Here is a 16,765-nt window from a genome sequence, read left to right on the forward strand (position 1 = left end):
TGATTAACTATTATTTTGTTCGTTATTTAAAAATTGTTCAAGAGCAACTAAATCAGGAATTAATACAGAACGAGCTTTACTTCCTTCAAAACCACCTACAATTCCGGCAGCTTCTAATTGATCAATAATTCGACCCGCTCTGTTGTAACCTAATTTTAGTTTTCTTTGTATTAAAGAAGCACTACCTTGTTGAGCTGTTACTATAACTTCTGCAGCTTCTCTAAACAGTGTATCCCTTTCGGAAATATTAATATCAAGAGTCGTGCCACTTTCCTCACCAACATACTCTGGTAAAAGATAAGCATCCGGATAAGCTTTTTGTCCTCCAATAAAGTCACAAACCTTTTCTACTTCTGGTGTATCGATAAATGCACATTGTACACGAACCATATCATTTCCATTAGTATACAGCATATCTCCACGACCAATTAATTGATCGGCTCCACCAGCATCTAAAATAGTTCTTGAATCTATTTTTGACATTACTCTAAATGCTATTCTGGCTGGAAAATTGGCTTTAATCATACCTGTAATTACATTTACAGATGGTCTTTGTGTTGCAATAATTAAGTGAATACCAATTGCACGAGCCAATTGAGCTAAACGAGCAATAGGAGTTTCTACTTCTTTGCCTGCAGTCATAATTAAATCGGCGAATTCATCAACGACTAAAACAATATAGGGTAAGAAACGGTGTCCATTTTCTGGATTTAATTTTCGTGTTTTAAACTTTTCATTGTATTCTTTAATGTTACGAACCATTGCATCTTTTAATAAAGAGTAACGGTTATCCATTTCAATACATAATGAATTTAAAGTGTTGATTACCTTTGTGTTATCGGTGATAATTGCTTCTTCATTATCGGGTAGTTTAGCCAAATAATGACGTTCAATTTTATTAAAAAGTGTTAATTCTACTTTCTTTGGATCAACTAAAACAAATTTGACTTCAGCTGGATGTTTTTTGTATAAAAGTGAAGCTAAGATAGCATTTAACCCAACCGATTTACCTTGTCCGGTTGCTCCAGCCATTAAAAGGTGAGGCATTTTCGCTAAATCAACTACAAATGTTTCGTTTGAAATGGTTTTCCCTATAGCAATAGGTAACTCCATTTCTGCTTGTTGGAATTTTGGTGAAGAAATAACACTTTTCATAGAAACCATAGTAGGATTACTATTGGGTACTTCAATACCAATCGTTCCTTTCCCTGGAATTGGGGCAATAATACGAATTCCTAATGCTGCAAGTGATAATGCAATATCGTCTTCAAGGTTTTTAATTTTTGATATACGAATTCCAGCATCAGGTACAATCTCATATAAAGTAACTGTTGGACCAACAGTTGCTTTGATTTGGGTGATACCAATACTGTAGTTTTTTAATGTACTTACAATTCGGTTTTTATTGTCTTCTAATTCTTCTTGATTAATTGTAATTCCGCCATTTGAATAGTCTTTTAATAATTCAATAGGTGGGAATTTGTAATTTGAAAGTTCTAAAGTTGGGTCAAATTCTCCAAAATCTTGAACTAATCGTGCAGCAATATTTTCTGTAACGGATTCTTCTTCTTCAGTTTTTTCAATCACAAAATCATCAGTAGGTTCAATCTCTTGCTGAGTTTCCTCTTCTATTTTCTCTTTTAATTTTGGCTCTAGACTTAATTCAGAAGCGTTAGATATTGTTGGCTTTAAATCTTCTTTATTGATTTCAAATGAAGACGTTGGTTTCATTTCAATTTTTGAAATAGCTTCTTCATCTTCTCTAATAATGAAATCGTCATCGCCAGTAGTAATATCTGTAGATGCAACAATATCAGGAGAAGGAGTAGAGTTATCTTCAAAACTTACATCTTGTAATAAGTCTTTTTGATCAATTTCGTCTTTTAATTCTTTACTTGGTCGTTCAAATGCTTCTTTAATTTTGTCTGGGGAGATTCTAATTTTAAAAACTAAAAAGAGTACTAATCCAAAAATAAGCAATAAAGCTGTTCCTGCTTTTCCTATATAATCTTGAATGAATAAATTCATTTCAAAGCCTATCGTTCCTGCTAATTCGGGTAAATAACTCCAGAAAAAACCAAAACTAATTGAAATTATGATGATTAAATATAAATCCCAAAAAAGCGTTTTCTTTAATTTAGATAAAGAAAGATCTAAAATTAAATATACACCAGCTAAAAATAAAACTCTAACAAATATAAATGAGGCTACACCAAAACCTTTGTAAATGAATAAATCCGATAAATAGGCTCCAATTTTCCCTAACCAATTATCAACCTTTCGTTCTCTATTGAAAACTTCAAGAACTTGACTCTGATCATTATGTCCAGTTAAAAAGAACGATATAAATGACAAAAGTAAAGCCAAAGCAATAAGTGACAATAAAATTCCAATAGTGAATTTTTGTTGTCGTGAAAGCTTTTTTGGCAGACGATTTTCTTTATTTGAAGTATCGCTATTTTGAGTTTCTTTTTTACTTTTTTTGGTCATGAAATAAACACTAATTTACAAAAATAGGGATTTTATGATAAATAAGGAATATAAATTATAGCAGCAATAATTATTGCCGTCATAGCAGCAAAGAAAACAGCTCCAGCAGCAATGTCTTTTATAAAACCTATTCTTTCATGATAATCAGGATGAATAAAATCGGCTATTTTTTCTACTGCAGTGTTTAATCCTTCAATGCTTAAAACTAAACCAATGGCTAAAGTTTGAAACAACCACTCAGTTTTTGTTATTCCAAAGTAAAAACCTGCAATTGTTATAAGAACACCGATTGATATTTGTGAAATGACACTATGTTCAGTGTTTGCTAATTTATAAGCTCCAAGAATAGCATATTTAAAACTTTTCATCCTTCCAGATAAAAAGCGTTCATCTTTTTCAAATTTCATATTATTATAATGCTTTTAAAGCAGCTTCATAATTTGGTTCGTCTGCAATTTCATTAACTTGCTCAGCATGTTTTACCATTCCATTTTCATCTAAAACAATTACTACTCTAGAATGTAAACCAGCTAAAGGTCCGTCAGTAATTTCTAAGCCAAAATCTTTTCCAAATTTTCCTGTATTAAAATCAGATAAGTTAACTACGTTTTCTAATCCTTCAGCACCACAAAAACGTTTTTGAGCAAAAGGTAAATCACGTGAAATACATAATACTTTAGTATTTTCTAATTCACCTGCTTTTTGGTTGAAATTTCTAACAGATGCAGCACAAGTTCCAGTATCAATACTTGGAAAAATATTTAAAACCACTTTACTTCCAGAGAAATCTGACAAAGTAGCCGTTGATAAATCGTTTTGAATTAAAGAAAAATCAGGTGATTTAGAACCAACTTTTGGTAATTCTCCTGATGTATGTATTGGATTTCCTCCTAATGTGATATTTGCCATAATATAATTATTTTTTGAACCTCAAAAGTAATAAATATAAATTGAAAGACCTTAATATATTACTTGATATAAATTTTTTATTCCTTTTTTAAAACCAAAAGAAAAGTTCTCTCGTAAATGACTATATAACTTAAAAATAAATTTATGAAATCAATTAACAAAATTAATGTTGCTCTTTTAGCTTTTTCTTTATTTTTTGGAATTACCGCTATGGCTCAAAAAATGGAAAAAACTGTTGAAGTAGGAGGAGCACCTATGTATCCAAGTAAAAACATAGTTGAAAATGCAGTAAATTCTAAAGATCATACTACTCTTGTAGCAGCTGTAAAAACTGCAGGTTTAGTTGATGTGTTAATGTCTGAAGGTCCATTTACCGTTTTTGCCCCAACAAATGCCGCGTTTGATAAATTACCAGCAGGAACAGTTGAAACTTTATTAAAACCAGAAAATTTAAAAACACTGCAAACCATTTTAACCTATCATGTAGTTGCGGGAAAAATGAATAAAAGTGATATTTTAATGGCTATTAAAAAGGGAAAAGGAAAAGCAATGATGACAACTGTAAGTGGTGGAACTCTTACTGCTTGGATGAAAGGAAAAAATTTATATATAACAGATGAAAACGGTACTAGTTCTATGATAACAATTACCGATGTTAACCAGAAAAACGGAGTTATCCATGTAGTGGATACTGTTGTTTTGCCAAAGTCATAATTGGTGTTTAGTTTGTTTAGTTTGAAAATCTCCATTGAAAAATGGAGATTTTTTTTATTTATAATAATTCCTTACTTTTTAAAATCATTCTTGTGACAGAATAAAGAACGGCTCCATTCCAATCATTCATGTAATCTGTTAAAACATATACAGAAGAATTAGATTTTGAACTTAGTGAATAATAATTTGTATAATTTTTTGTTAGTAAATCTTCCCAAAAAATAAATTTATTATTAAAACTGATACCTTCTTTAGTGAATTCAATGTCGTTTATTTTAAATGGAATTTCATTTGAAAAATTTTCAAGATGTTTTCTAGAGATATCATCAAAGTAATATTCTTCTAAAAGACTTATGATTTTAAAGTATTTTTCAGTTAATAACTTTATATTTATTTTATAAATAGACTTTAATCTGATTTTTATAACAATTCCTTCATTATTTATTATGTCAATACAATAAATTCTTCCGAATGTAAAAGAGTATCCATTAATCCATTTCACTCCAAATTTAAATCCAGATATATTTTCTTTATTAAATTTGAAATCATTCTCATCAAATTCAATATAATCTTGATGAAAAGTTAATGTTCTTTTTCGGTTATATAAAGAAGACTTTATGGATATTTTTATTATCTCTTTCAAAGATTATTATTTTCTAACCAATTTTTAAAATCATAAAAATTCTGAGGAGCAACACCGTGACCAATAGGATATTCTTTATACATAACCTCTAAGCCTAAATTTTGTAAAAAAGGTTCTGCTTTTCTTGCCCAATCAACTGGTATTACTTGATCTACAGTTCCGTGAGAAACGAAGAATTTTAAATTACTAAGGTCTTTAGATTTGAAATCTTCTGTAATTATTTTTTCATTTAAATAGCCGCTTAAGGCAACGACTCTTGCAATTTTTTCAGGATAAGATAGAGCAGCGGCATAACTTAAAATAGCACCTTGACTGAAGCCAATTAAACTAACTTGTGTTTCATCAATAGGGTATTTAGCAATTAATTTATCAATAAATTGAATGATTAATTCTCTAGACTCAATAGCTTGTACATCATCAGAAAATTTATTTTCATCTGCATCAAAATGTATCGCATACCAAGCATGTCCGTAAGGTTGTAAATCATAAGGAGCCCTTACTGAAACCACATAATATTCATCTGGTAATTCGCTTGCGAAAGAAAATAAATCTTCTTCGTTACTTCCATAGCCGTGTAATAATAGTAATAACGGATTTTTCTCTTGTTTTATTTTTGGTTCTCTAACGAGGTAAGTAAGATTCATTTTTTTATTTTTATAAATTTTTAAATGTTTTTTGGTAAAATTCTCCAACTAAAGGAACCATTCTTTTTTCACCACTTAAAGCGCCTAAAAAGCCATAGATCCAAAGAATAAAAATAAATACCCAAAATGCAGAAGAAACCATCCAACTATCAAAATATCCGATAGGATAACCTAATAAAAAGAAAGTTAAAAAAATGCCTAATGCTTGTCGAATATGAAAACTTGCAAATTCACTTCTTTTTTCTTCTTGATTCATAAAAATGGCCACAATACTTCCAATAATTGTAAAATAGCTAACTATCGCAGTCGTTTTTCCTTTTTCAATATCATTTTGCATGCTTATAAAATTAAAGTATTGTTATTATAAATCCCTAAGGCTTTTCCTTTCATAGTTTGACCTAAAAATGCTGAATTTTTAGATTTTGACAATATGTTTTCTTTCGTAAAAGTCCAATTGTCATTTATGTTGAATAAACTTAAATTAGCTGTTGAACCAACTTTTATAGTATTTTCTTCTATTCCAAATATCGATTTTACTGAAGTCAATTTTTCAATGATAACTTCTAGTGGAAGAACGGTTTGCAAAGCACCAAAAGCACTTTCAAGCCCAACTGTTCCATCTTTTGCTAAATCAAATTCTAACTTTTTATGTTCTATGTCTAACGGATTATGGTCAGATGTGATGCAATCTATCGTTCCATCAATTACAGCATTGATTAAAGCTTTTCTTGTTGCTTCATCGCGTAAAGGTGGCGCTACTTTATAACGAGAATCAAAACCTTCTAATTCATTATCTGTTAAGATTAATTGATGCACAGCTACACTACAAGTAACCTGTAATCCTTTGGCTTTCGCTTCTTTAATTAATTCAATCGATTTTATAGTTGAAATGGTAGCAATGTGCATTTTTCCACCAGTATATTCTAACAGAAATAAATTTCTGGCAATGTGCAATTCTTCAGCTAAAGTTGGAATTCCTTTTAAACCTAATTTGGTTGAAACAGGTCCTTCATGTACAATTCCTTTTCCTTTAATTGAATTATCTAAACAGTAACTTATTACCAATCCGTCAAAATCTTGTACATATTGCAAGGCTATCTTTTGAATGTTGGCATTTTGAATCGCTTTGTTATAATCTCCAAAAGCAATTGCACCTGCGTTTTTCATGTCAAATAATTCCGCCAAATCATTTCCTTCGCTTCCTACTGTCAGAGCTCCAATTGGATACAAATCGGTTGCGTTGTTTTTAGCTTTATCCATAACAAATCGTATTTGCGATTGGTTGTCAATTACAGGAAAACTATTTGGTTGTAAAGCTACCGCAGTAAATCCGCTTTTTGCCGCTACTTTTAATCCGTTTGCTATAGTTTCTCTGTCTTCAAAACCTGGTTCTCCAAAAGAAACCGAGCTGTCCATCCAACCTTGAGATATATGTAAATCATCTTCCACAATTTCGATAAAATCAGCATCAGAAGTTAGGTTTTTACCTATTTCAATGATTTTTCCATCTTGAATTTTAATATCGACCGTTTGTTTGTGAAAAGCACTTTTTGGGTCAATAATTGTGGCGTTTTTTAAAACAATATTTGTCATTTTACAAATTTTTGGATTAGTAGTTCAATCAATAAAAGTAGTAGTGTTGCTATAATAAACCATTTCCATAAAACCGTATCTGTTCGTTTTGTGTGTAAATCATTCAAAACTTCATCCACAGAATTTATTTTGGCAAAATTATCATTATTTAGTGTGCTTTGCAAAGTTACATCGCTTTCATTTCTTGGAAAATTGAAACTTATCGAGGTAATCAATTTGTCCTTTTGTTTTACATTATAATTTCCTGCTTGTTCAGGATAATCGCCAAATGTCAACTTTACTTTATTACTTAAAATTTGTTGCAATGGAATAAAACTGTTACTTTCATTAGAAAAAGAAACCACTTCGTCTTTTTCCAAATCAGCTTCAATAATTTTAGTTTCATTTTCACTTATGGTAAAAGCCAACTTATCTTTGGTATCGTTACCTATTGTCATATTGAAAAACGTAGGAACGATTAAAGGCGAATTTTGAAAATTAGAATTGGTTTTATTTATAGCTGAAGCAAAAAAGTAAACTGTTCCTAATTTATTAGTTACCGAAGTTAAAAAAATTTCAGCATCTTCAAATTGTAATATAGGTGAACTATTTTTAGAAACTATGAAGTTTGAATTTACCTTTGGATATTGAAAATTAGTAACATTCTTTTCGAAAACATTCTTGTAAACAGGATGATTAAAACTAATCTTCGTGATTTGTTTTTCTGTTTTTGATGGATTTGAAAAAGTTACGTTTCCAATTTTCTTCGATAAACCATTCAAGCTTTCTAAATTACTTTCAGTAGAAGGAATCACAATTACGTTTCCGCCTTTTTCATAAAACGAAACCAAGTTGGTTTGTAAAGCTTGTGAAATTTCTTTTACTTCATTTAGAACGATGGTTTGTTGGTTTTCTAAACGATTAAAATCCAACAGTTCTAAAGTAGTTTCATACGTTACAAAATCTTCATTGGTATAAATGCGATGTAGGAATTTGTTTTTAGAAGCTTCGCCAATAATCGCAACATTTGTCTTTTTGGGCGATTGAATGGTAAAGAAAAATTCGTTGTCAAATTGCAAACTGTTGTCTTGAATTACAATTCTTCCGGCCATTTCCTTTTTAGGAATAGACAATTTTATTTTTTGTTCGCTTTTCTCAAACGTGACTTGTGTTTTGGCAATTGCTTTATCGTTATCATATAAAGTAAGTGGAGTTTCATTTTCAACAGTTCCAAAAGCTTTCAATACAACTTCTAAAGTGTAAAAAGCATCGGAAACTTCAGTAATTGTCGCCTTTTCAATACTTATGTTAACTGATTTTTCTGCTTTTGGTTGCAACCAATAAATTTCATTATTTTCGGAAATCGTGTTGATTTTTTCAGAAGTAACTGAAATTCCATCTGAAATAATCATGTAATCTTTAGAAACGTTTGGCTTTTTTAATTCCACTTGATTGATTAATGCGTCCAATTCAAATGAAGTAGAAGCGTAGTCTAATTGTTGCAGTTCTTTTTGTATGGATTTTATATCGGTATCCCAAAAAACTTCCGTGTTTGTAAGTAACGAAAAGGTTTGATTTTCTGGAAAGCTTTCTAAAAGTTCTTGAATACTTCGTTTTAAAAGTTCTCCTTTTGCTCCTTTTGCTTGCATAGAAAACGAATTGTCTAATAAAACAACCAACTCATTTTCTTTATTTTCAGCATCTTTAGCGGTGAAAAAAGGTTGTGCAAATGCAAAGATTATTGCCGCTAATAATAACAAACGCGTAGCCAAGAGCAACCATTTTTTGATGCTTTTACTTTTACGGGTTTGGATTTGGATTTCTTTAAGCAGTTTTACATTCGTAAAGTACTCTTTTTTAAAACGGCGGAATTGAAATAAATGCACTAAAATTGGAATCACCAACAGAAAAAGGAAGTATAAAATTTCTGGATGTTTAAATTGCATTTATTTAAATTTTATCAAAAATACGAAATTTGAATGTATTAATAATTAACTCTTTTTGAATGTTTTTTCAACCATATAGACACATAGGTTTTTGCTTTTTGATAAAGACGTTTCACTTTTTTTAGTAAAACAAAGCTATGTTACTATGTGTTTTAATTCCTAGCTGTCTTTTTGGTTTGGTTTACCATTTTTAAACTTTACTTTTTCAACCACCTGAATTTTCTTAGGTGTATTTTTAAAGTTTTTCTTTTTTTCAAACGGTTTTTTATCTCCAGAAGTTGGTGCTTTTTTATCTGACTTGAATTCTGGCTTTTTAGCTTTAAAATCAGATGTAGCAACTTTTGGTTTATGACTTTTAATAACTTCAGTTGGGTTTTTAGGATTTTCCTTTGTTCCTCTTAAATGAATAACTAAACCGTTTAAGAAATTGCGCAACAATTGGTCGCCACATTCCATATAATCTTTGTGATCTTCTTTTCTGAATATGTTACCCAATTCGCCTTTAGAAACTCTAAAATCTACCAATTCTAAAATTTCTACAATTTGGTCGTCACGAAGCTGTAATGCAACTCTTAATTTCTTAAAAATATCGTTATTTGTCATTTGTCTAATAAATATGCTTCAAAGATATTCAATTAAATTCAGAATTATTATTTTTACAAAAAAAGAATAGCATTTATATGGACAGTTATCAGGAAAAAATAGGCTTATTACAAGAAATGATTGGTTTTGCATTAGTAGATGGAGAATTGCATGATCGTGAATATGATTTTATTGAAATGGTAGCTCATGAACTTGAAATAGATAAAGAAACACTTTTGAAATTATATGAAAAGAAAACCGAAAAAGTAGTGATTAAAGATGAATTTCATAGAATTTGTCAGTTTTATCGTTTGGCTTTGTTGATGTATTGTGATGGTGTTTTACACGAAAGAGAACAAATTAAAATTAATGAAATTGGTATTAACATGGGATTAAACCCTTATGCTATGAAGCGTGTTTTAAAATTGATGGAAAATTCTCCAAACCTTATGGTTGATGGAGATATGTTACTTTCCGTTTTTAGTGAACAGCATAATTAGTCGAATGAAATTAAAACTTTACATATTCTTTTTAGTTGCAATTACTTTCAGTAGTTGTAATGCTCAATTGCCTACAAAGCACATCTTTTATTTACATGGAAGAATTATTGAACAGCAAGGTAAAAATGCCGTTAGTGAACAATTTGGCAAATACGAATTAGATAGTATTATTGCTGCTTTAAAAGTTGAAAATGGAATTGTTCACGCTGAAATTAGAAATAGTAATGTAGATTATAAGCTTTATGCTATTAAAGTTTCCAAACAAATTGATGAACTTATAAAAAGCGGTGTTGAAGCAAAAAATATAACAGTAATTGGAGCTTCAAAAGGTGCTATTATTGCTTGTAATATTTCTAGTTTAAATACGAATGCGATTAATTATGTTTTCCTTGCCGGAAATAACGATTACCAAGAAATGAACAACGAATGGAAATTTCACGGGAAAGTTTTATGTATTTATGATTCATCTGATGATATTGCAGGAAAAAACTACGATTATTGGAAAGCCAAAGATAATTTTACTACTAAATTTGAACAGATTGAATTGAAGACAAATTTAGGTCACGGTTTCATATACAAACCTTTGAGCGTTTGGATGGAACCAACGAAGAAATGGATTTTTGAGCAGCGTTTATTAACTAATTAAAAAATATTATTTGATGTATAAATCGACTTTTTTTCTAATCATAATTTTAAATATTAGTACTCTTTTTGGTCAAAAAAATGAAATATATGTAAATGATAATTTAGAAATCATTACAGTTGATGAATTCAACAAAATAGAATCATTAGAATCTTTTATTAATTTAAAATTTGATGTTGATACGGCTTTTGTAAATGTTAAAGTTAAAAGGTTAGTCAAGAAAAAAATTTCAATTGCTTTACTCGATTCTATAAAATCAAATTTATCATTTAAAAAAGATTATTTTAGTAAGGATGATATTATTATAATAAATTATTATCCTGGAATGGATTATTGTAATTCTTCAGGACATAAGAGCAACAGCTATATTAGTGCAAAATATCAAAATTATGAAAGAAGAATAAATAGAGTTAATAATGTTAAACAATTTTTTGTATTTACCTCCAAAGTAGGGACTGAAAAATATGGGAAATTAAAATGGGTTTAAGACAAAAATGCATTGATTGAATCAGTTTATTTTCCATTGCATTATCCATGTGGTAGTTTTGTGTTAATAGATCCAAATGGCAATTGTTATATATATAAAGGCGAATATAATATTGATGATATTTTTGAACTTTTAAAAGACAAAAAAGCTTTTACATTTGATTTTAATTAAACATAATTAAAATCAGATGTATTATTTCTAATGTATTCTACAATTAGCGTTACCACATCTTCTTCTTGTTCGTCTTCAAAGAAAATTTCTTCTAAATCTTCCCAACCCGAAAGTGCATTTTCATCTAGTTTTGCAATGGCATTTTTTCTCTTTTCCAATTCATCATGGAAATTATTAATTCCGAATAAACCAATTGCTTTTGCAATAATGTTTGCGGTTTTTGGAGCGCCAATTTTCTTATATGCTTCTAATACTTCTCTGGCATAATCGCCCACTTCATTGCTAAAAAAATGAAGAAATCCGCCTTCGTTTATTGCGCCTTCAAAAATATCAATAAGTATAAAATTTGTTTCACCTTCAGATAATTCGTCCGCTTCTTGTTTTTTATCCCAAATGATTGTTCCAACAGCTTCAATAATTTCAATTTCGTCAGTAAGGGTAAGTATTTCGTTTATGTTTTTCATTTTATTAAGGATTTATTTTCCAGATTTTATCTGATGATTCTAAATATTCTGATAAGGCAGCAGAACCATACCAGTTGTATAATTCAGCTTTTAATATTTTTTCTTTTATGGCTTTGTCGTTTTCTAATAACAAATTGGCTTCTTCAAATGTTTTTACATCAAGAATAAAAATTCCTCTTATATTATCGTCGTTTTTAAACATTGGTCCAGCAACAATTAGTTTTTTTTCTTTTACTAATTTGTTAATATTAGCCATATGACTTGTAAAACATTCAGATGTAAATTCCTTATCAGTTGTTGTATTTGTTCCTGTTTTTAGAATTACAAAAACATATTGTTTCATTCCGTAATCATCAGCATTTAGTTTTTTTGCTAATTCAGCATCATAATTTGGATTAACATCTTGAGCAAATGAAGCTGTTATGCCGAATAAAATAATGAATAGTATATGTAGTTTTTTCATTTTTTTTTAGTGTATAATTTTTTATTATGAGTGAAAAGAAACCGAGCTAAAATAATCTTAATGAGATTTCTCCTACGTCGAAATGACAAAATTACTGTATTAAATTCTTTCTTGTAATGCTTTTATTTCATCTCTAAATTTTGCCGCTTGCATAAAGTCGAGTTCTTTTGCTGCTTTTTCCATTGCTTTTCGTTTTTCACGAATTTTCTTTTCAATTTCAGGTTTGGTTAAGTATTCGCTTTCGGGTTCAGCTGCTTTGTATTCTAAATTATCATAATATTGCGTAGAAACCGAATTTCCACTTAAAGCGTTTCCTAAACTTTTATTCAAAGCTTTTGGTTCTAATCCGTGCTTTGCATTATAAGCCATTTGTTTTTCCCTACGATATGTAGTTTCGTCAATTGTTTTCTGCATACTTTTGGTAATCTTATCCGCATACATAATGGCTTTTCCGTTTACGTTTCGTGCTGCACGACCCACCGTTTGCGTCAACGAACGATGGCTACGAAGGAAACCTTCTTTATCCGCATCTAAAATAGCAACAAGCGAAACTTCAGGTAAATCTAAACCTTCACGAAGTAAGTTAACACCAATTAAAACATCAAAAATACCTTTTCGTAAATCTTGCATGATTTCTACGCGTTCCAAAGTATCAACATCAGAATGAATATAACGACAACGAATAGCTACTTTAGTTAAATATTTAGTCAATTCTTCCGCCATTCGCTTGGTTAAGGTTGTTACCAATGTACGTTCGTCTTTTTCACATCGTTGTTGAATTTCTTCAATTAAATCGTCAATTTGATTTTCACTTGGGCGAATTTCAATAATTGGATCCAATAAACCTGTTGGACGAATGACTTGCTCTACATAAATTCCTTCACTTTTTTCTAATTCATAATCTGCTGGAGTTGCAGAGACATAAATGACTTGGTTTTGTAAGGCTTCAAATTCTTCAAACTTCAACGGACGATTGTCCATTGCTGCTGGCAAACGAAAACCGTATTCAACTAAATTTTCTTTACGACTTCTGTCACCACCATACATTGCATGCACTTGAGAAATAGTTACGTGACTTTCATCGACCACCATTAAAAAATCATCAGGAAAATAATCTAATAAACAGAAAGGTCGTGTTCCAGGTTCTCTTCCGTCAAGGTAACGCGAGTAATTTTCAATTCCTGAACAATAACCTAATTCGCGAATCATTTCTAAATCGAAATTGGTTCGTTCTTCTAATCGTTTTGCTTCTAAATGTTTTCCAATTTCTCTGAAATATTCCACTTGCTTCACCATGTCTTGCTGAATTTGCCAAATGGCATTTTGTAAGACATCAGGCGAAGTAACAAACATGTTCGCAGGGTAAATATTCAGTTTGTCGTATTTTTCAATCACTTTTGCATCACGAGCATCAAAAGATTCTATTTCTTCAATTTCATCACCAAAAAAATGTACTCTGAATGGGTCATCGGCATAACTTGGAAAAATTTCAACCGTGTCGCCTTTAATTCGGAATGTTCCTGGAGTAAACTCTGCTTCAGTTCTAGCGTATAAACTTTGTACTAAACGATGTAGTAATTTGGTTCGTGAAATTTGTTGGTTTTTTTCAACCGTAACCACATTTTTTTGAAACTCAACCGGATTTCCAATACCGTATAAACAAGAAACTGAAGCAACCACCAAAATATCCCTACGACCTGATAGAAGCGAAGAAGTTGTGCTTAAACGCATTTTCTCTAATTCTTCATTGATAGATAAATCTTTTTCAATATACGTTCCTGTAACAGGAATAAATGCTTCGGGTTGATAATAATCATAGTAAGAAACAAAATATTCTACCGCATTGTTTGGGAAAAACTGTTTAAATTCAGAATATAACTGTGCAGCCAATGTTTTATTATGCGCTAAAACCAAAGTAGGTTTTTGTACTTCTTGAATTACATTGGCAACCGTAAATGTTTTACCAGAACCCGTAACCCCTAATAAAGTTTGAAACTGGTCACCATCGACAATTCCTTTTGCTAATTTTTCAATTGCTTGGGGTTGATCGCCGGTTGGTTTATATTCTGATACTACTTGAAATTTCATTTAGTTGTATTGCAAAGTTTAAAGGTGCAAAGTTACGAAGAATTATGGTTTTTTATTTTAAAACAACAGAAGCTTTTAAATTTCTAAATTAATTCGGAAATATTTTTATATTTGTAAAAAGCAATCCCCAAATCGCTTAACTTTATTACCTATGAAAACCATAAAAATACTTTTTTTTAGTTTGTTCTTATTTGCAAATTATGCTAATTCTCAAACTTTTATTCAAGCTTATGCTGATATTGCAAACCAAGTATCTCAAGCAAATGTTACAGCCGATTTAACAGAGTTTGAAGCTTTAGGTGTTAAACGTAGAGGAACTACTGCTTTAGATAATACTTTAAATTGGCTGAAAAACAAGTATACTTCTTATGGATATACAGCAGGGCAAATGACTGAAGATTCTTTTACAAATGGCTCTTTTACTTGTAAAAATTTAATTGTTACTAAGATAGGAACTGTTTATCCTAATAAATACGTTATCATTTGCGGACATTATGATTCTGTTGTTGGAACAGGGACTAATGATAATGGGAGTGGAGTAGCTTGTATTTTAGAGGCGGCTCGTTTACTTCAAAATGTTCCAACAGAATATTCTATAAAATTCATTAATTTTAGTGGAGAAGAAGATGGATTAATTGGTAGTCAACATTATGTGAGTTCGGTTGTAAATGGAACAAACCCTAAATTAGATATAAAATTGGTTTTTAACCTTGATGAAGTTGGAGGTGTTGCAGGAATGACTAATAATACCATTACTTGTGAACGAGATACGTCATCTCCAACAACAAATAATGCATTATCAACTACTTATACTAATGAATTGATAACATGTGTTGGTTTATATTCTCCTTTAAATACATTTTTATCTTATGCTTATGCATCAGATTATATGCCGTTTCAATCGAATAATGAAATCATTACTGGTTTTTTTGAAACGAACGAAACATCACATAAACATTCAGCAACCGATTTGTTAGTAAATATGGATCCGGTTTATAATTATAATGTTGCTAAGGCAACTACCGGAGCAATGTTGCATTTTGCAGTTGCATCAACTGCATTAAGTGAAAATAGTTATAATGAAGATTTTCAAGTTAGTTTTTTTCCAAATCCAGCAAGTGATTTTTTAAATATCAACTTTGGTACCTTAAATGATTCTAATTATACTTTTAGTATTGTTGATATTAATGGAAAAAAAGTTTTAGAAAGAAAAATAAACAATCCTAGTTTATTAGAAAAAATAGATATAAGCCAATTTCAATCGGGTGTTTATTTAGTTGCTTTAGAAACTAATAGTAAAGTGATTAGAAGAAAAATTGTTATACAGTAATTTTTTTTGAAATCGGCATAATTATTGTAAGAATAGCTTTAAAAACTTTTATGTTATGAAATATTTTCTATTCTTGTTTTTTGCTTTTTCAACTATTTATGCTCAAGATTATGCTGGAGTTTATACTAAAAATATAACTACTGATACTGGAGTTGTTATTGATTACAAATTGAATTTAGCTTCTGATGGAACTTATGAGGTTTCTGTTTTTAGAAATTTGGGACAAAGTATAAGTGTTAATGAAAATTTTTACGGTAACGGAAATTGGAAGGTAGTTAACAAATTGATAGTTTTTTCTTGCGAAGAATTAGCAGATAAAAATTTCATCAATCTTAATAAAACAACTTCAAGATTTGATGCAAAAAAGAAAAAAGAATTACGTTTTTTTAATTGTCCATCACTTTGGTTTAAAAATGTAACTTTAGAAAAAGTGAATTAATCCCAACATTCCATAAGTAATAAATTACCTTTTGAATGTTCGATGGTAACAATACCATCTTCGGTAACATGATTACTGCTACCGGTTCTAATACCAATAGATAAAGTATCATTTTGTAAAGGATAAAACAAGTTTTTAGAATGAATTCCGCTTACTTCTCCAATAGGAATTAGTGATATAATCGAATCTTTTGTATACCATTTTTCGAACTTATTTGGCAACAAAAATATCTTAGAATGATCGTCTAAAATTACAATTTTAAGATTTTCTCTAAATCGAACAATATTGGTAATATTCGTTATGGTATGATCGGCACGTTTTCCGGTTGCCCAAATTACATTTGCTGCTTTATGTCCTTTTTCAATTAAATATTCAAATGCTTTTTCTAAATCGGTTTTGTCCTGGTTTGGCGTGTGTACGATTTCAATAGGATATTGACTTTCTTTATAATATTCGGCATCAAAACCTCTGTCGAAATCACCTAAAAGAACATCTATTTTTATTCCCAATTCTAAAACACGTTCAATGGCCGAATCTAAAACGATTACAAGTGGAGACCATTCTAATAGTTGGCCTAAAAGTTCTTCATTACAAGCAGCTCCATTAGCTATAATTAAAGCCGGTTCTTGATCGTCTCGAACAATATGGTGTGATGACATTTTTAGATTTTTGAACTACGA

20 protein-coding genes are annotated in these 16,765 nt (G+C 30.1%); 7 read left to right on the plus strand and 13 right to left on the minus strand.

What is annotated here, in order from left to right; genetic code table 11:
• Positions 1–3: 3 nt before the first annotated feature.
• The 3 genes from OLM55_RS08025 to tpx are packed head-to-tail and all read right to left on the minus strand — an operon-like array spanning position 4 to position 3,399.
• Complete coding sequence (locus OLM55_RS08025) at positions 4–2,490, minus strand: FtsK/SpoIIIE family DNA translocase (protein WP_264558388.1); 2,487 nt, start codon at positions 2,488–2,490, stop codon at positions 4–6.
• A gap of 32 nt (positions 2,491–2,522) precedes the next feature.
• Complete coding sequence (locus OLM55_RS08030) at positions 2,523–2,897, minus strand: diacylglycerol kinase family protein (protein WP_264558389.1); 375 nt, start codon at positions 2,895–2,897, stop codon at positions 2,523–2,525.
• Between the two features lie 4 nt (positions 2,898–2,901).
• Complete coding sequence (tpx, locus tag OLM55_RS08035; protein WP_264558390.1) at positions 2,902–3,399, minus strand: thiol peroxidase; 498 nt, start codon at positions 3,397–3,399, stop codon at positions 2,902–2,904.
• Between the two features lie 144 nt (positions 3,400–3,543).
• Between tpx and OLM55_RS08040 the strand changes: the two genes are divergently transcribed.
• Positions 3,544–4,113 (plus strand): fasciclin domain-containing protein, encoded by a 570-nt coding sequence (locus OLM55_RS08040; protein WP_264558391.1) that lies wholly within the window; start codon positions 3,544–3,546, stop codon positions 4,111–4,113.
• Positions 4,114–4,171: 58 nt separating this feature from the next.
• Here OLM55_RS08040 and OLM55_RS08045 read toward each other — a convergent pair whose 3' ends face one another.
• The 6 genes from OLM55_RS08045 to OLM55_RS08070 form a co-directional block, all read right to left on the minus strand.
• The gene (locus OLM55_RS08045) at positions 4,172–4,756 is read right to left on the minus strand and encodes a hypothetical protein (RefSeq protein ID WP_264558392.1); all 585 of its coding nucleotides are present in this window, start codon (positions 4,754–4,756) and stop codon (positions 4,172–4,174) included.
• On the minus strand, positions 4,753–5,400 hold the full coding sequence (locus OLM55_RS08050; RefSeq protein WP_264558393.1) for an alpha/beta hydrolase: 648 nt from the start codon (positions 5,398–5,400) through the stop codon (positions 4,753–4,755). Before OLM55_RS08050 ends, OLM55_RS08045 begins: the two co-directional genes overlap by 4 nt.
• 10 nt (positions 5,401–5,410) lie before the next feature.
• On the minus strand, positions 5,411–5,737 hold the full coding sequence (locus OLM55_RS08055; protein ID WP_264558394.1) for a DUF4870 domain-containing protein: 327 nt from the start codon (positions 5,735–5,737) through the stop codon (positions 5,411–5,413).
• Between the two features lie 2 nt (positions 5,738–5,739).
• Entirely contained in the window at positions 5,740–6,993 is a 1,254-nt protein-coding gene (locus OLM55_RS08060; protein WP_264558395.1) for a dihydroorotase, read from the minus strand.
• On the minus strand, positions 6,990–8,918 hold the full coding sequence (locus tag OLM55_RS08065; protein ID WP_264558396.1) for a vWA domain-containing protein: 1,929 nt from the start codon (positions 8,916–8,918) through the stop codon (positions 6,990–6,992). Before OLM55_RS08065 ends, OLM55_RS08060 begins: the two co-directional genes overlap by 4 nt.
• Before the next feature lie 159 nt (positions 8,919–9,077).
• Complete coding sequence (locus OLM55_RS08070) at positions 9,078–9,521, minus strand: DUF1456 family protein (RefSeq protein WP_264558397.1); 444 nt, start codon at positions 9,519–9,521, stop codon at positions 9,078–9,080.
• 77 nt (positions 9,522–9,598) lie between these two features.
• Here OLM55_RS08070 and OLM55_RS08075 point away from each other — a divergent pair, with 77 nt between their 5' ends.
• The 4 genes from OLM55_RS08075 to OLM55_RS08090 are packed head-to-tail and all read left to right on the plus strand — an operon-like array spanning position 9,599 to position 11,301.
• Complete coding sequence (locus tag OLM55_RS08075) at positions 9,599–10,000, plus strand: TerB family tellurite resistance protein (RefSeq protein ID WP_264558398.1); 402 nt, start codon at positions 9,599–9,601, stop codon at positions 9,998–10,000.
• Between the two features lie 4 nt (positions 10,001–10,004).
• Positions 10,005–10,646, plus strand: coding sequence for an alpha/beta hydrolase (locus OLM55_RS08080; RefSeq protein ID WP_264558399.1), 642 nt, complete (start codon positions 10,005–10,007; stop codon positions 10,644–10,646).
• Between the two features lie 13 nt (positions 10,647–10,659).
• The gene (locus tag OLM55_RS08085; protein ID WP_264558400.1) at positions 10,660–11,130 is read left to right on the plus strand and encodes a hypothetical protein; all 471 of its coding nucleotides are present in this window, start codon (positions 10,660–10,662) and stop codon (positions 11,128–11,130) included.
• Between the two features lie 12 nt (positions 11,131–11,142).
• Complete coding sequence (locus OLM55_RS08090) at positions 11,143–11,301, plus strand: hypothetical protein (RefSeq protein WP_264558401.1); 159 nt, start codon at positions 11,143–11,145, stop codon at positions 11,299–11,301.
• Here OLM55_RS08090 and OLM55_RS08095 read toward each other — a convergent pair.
• From OLM55_RS08095 to uvrB, 3 genes are all read right to left on the minus strand, one after another.
• On the minus strand, positions 11,298–11,765 hold the full coding sequence (locus tag OLM55_RS08095; protein ID WP_264558402.1) for a DMP19 family protein: 468 nt from the start codon (positions 11,763–11,765) through the stop codon (positions 11,298–11,300). The genes OLM55_RS08090 and OLM55_RS08095 overlap by 4 nt on opposite strands.
• A 4-nt stretch (positions 11,766–11,769) precedes the next feature.
• Positions 11,770–12,228, minus strand: coding sequence for a YciI family protein (locus tag OLM55_RS08100; RefSeq protein WP_264558403.1), 459 nt, complete (start codon positions 12,226–12,228; stop codon positions 11,770–11,772).
• A 99-nt stretch (positions 12,229–12,327) separates the two neighbouring features.
• Complete coding sequence (gene uvrB, locus OLM55_RS08105; protein ID WP_264558404.1) at positions 12,328–14,316, minus strand: excinuclease ABC subunit UvrB; 1,989 nt, start codon at positions 14,314–14,316, stop codon at positions 12,328–12,330.
• 151 nt (positions 14,317–14,467) lie between these two features.
• Between uvrB and OLM55_RS08110 the strand changes: the two genes are divergently transcribed.
• Both OLM55_RS08110 and OLM55_RS08115 read left to right on the plus strand, forming a co-directional pair.
• A complete protein-coding gene (locus tag OLM55_RS08110; protein WP_264558405.1) occupies positions 14,468–15,646 on the plus strand; it encodes a M20/M25/M40 family metallo-hydrolase in 1,179 nt (392 codons plus the stop codon).
• A gap of 55 nt (positions 15,647–15,701) precedes the next feature.
• A complete protein-coding gene (locus OLM55_RS08115; protein WP_264558406.1) occupies positions 15,702–16,085 on the plus strand; it encodes a hypothetical protein in 384 nt (127 codons plus the stop codon).
• Here OLM55_RS08115 and OLM55_RS08120 read toward each other — a convergent pair.
• Entirely contained in the window at positions 16,082–16,744 is a 663-nt protein-coding gene (locus tag OLM55_RS08120) for a thiamine diphosphokinase (protein ID WP_264558407.1), read from the minus strand. The genes OLM55_RS08115 and OLM55_RS08120 overlap by 4 nt on opposite strands.
• Positions 16,745–16,765 lie beyond the last annotated feature (21 nt).

The organism is Flavobacterium sp. N2270 (genome assembly GCF_025947225.1).
Lineage (GTDB): Bacteria > Bacteroidota > Bacteroidia > Flavobacteriales > Flavobacteriaceae > Flavobacterium.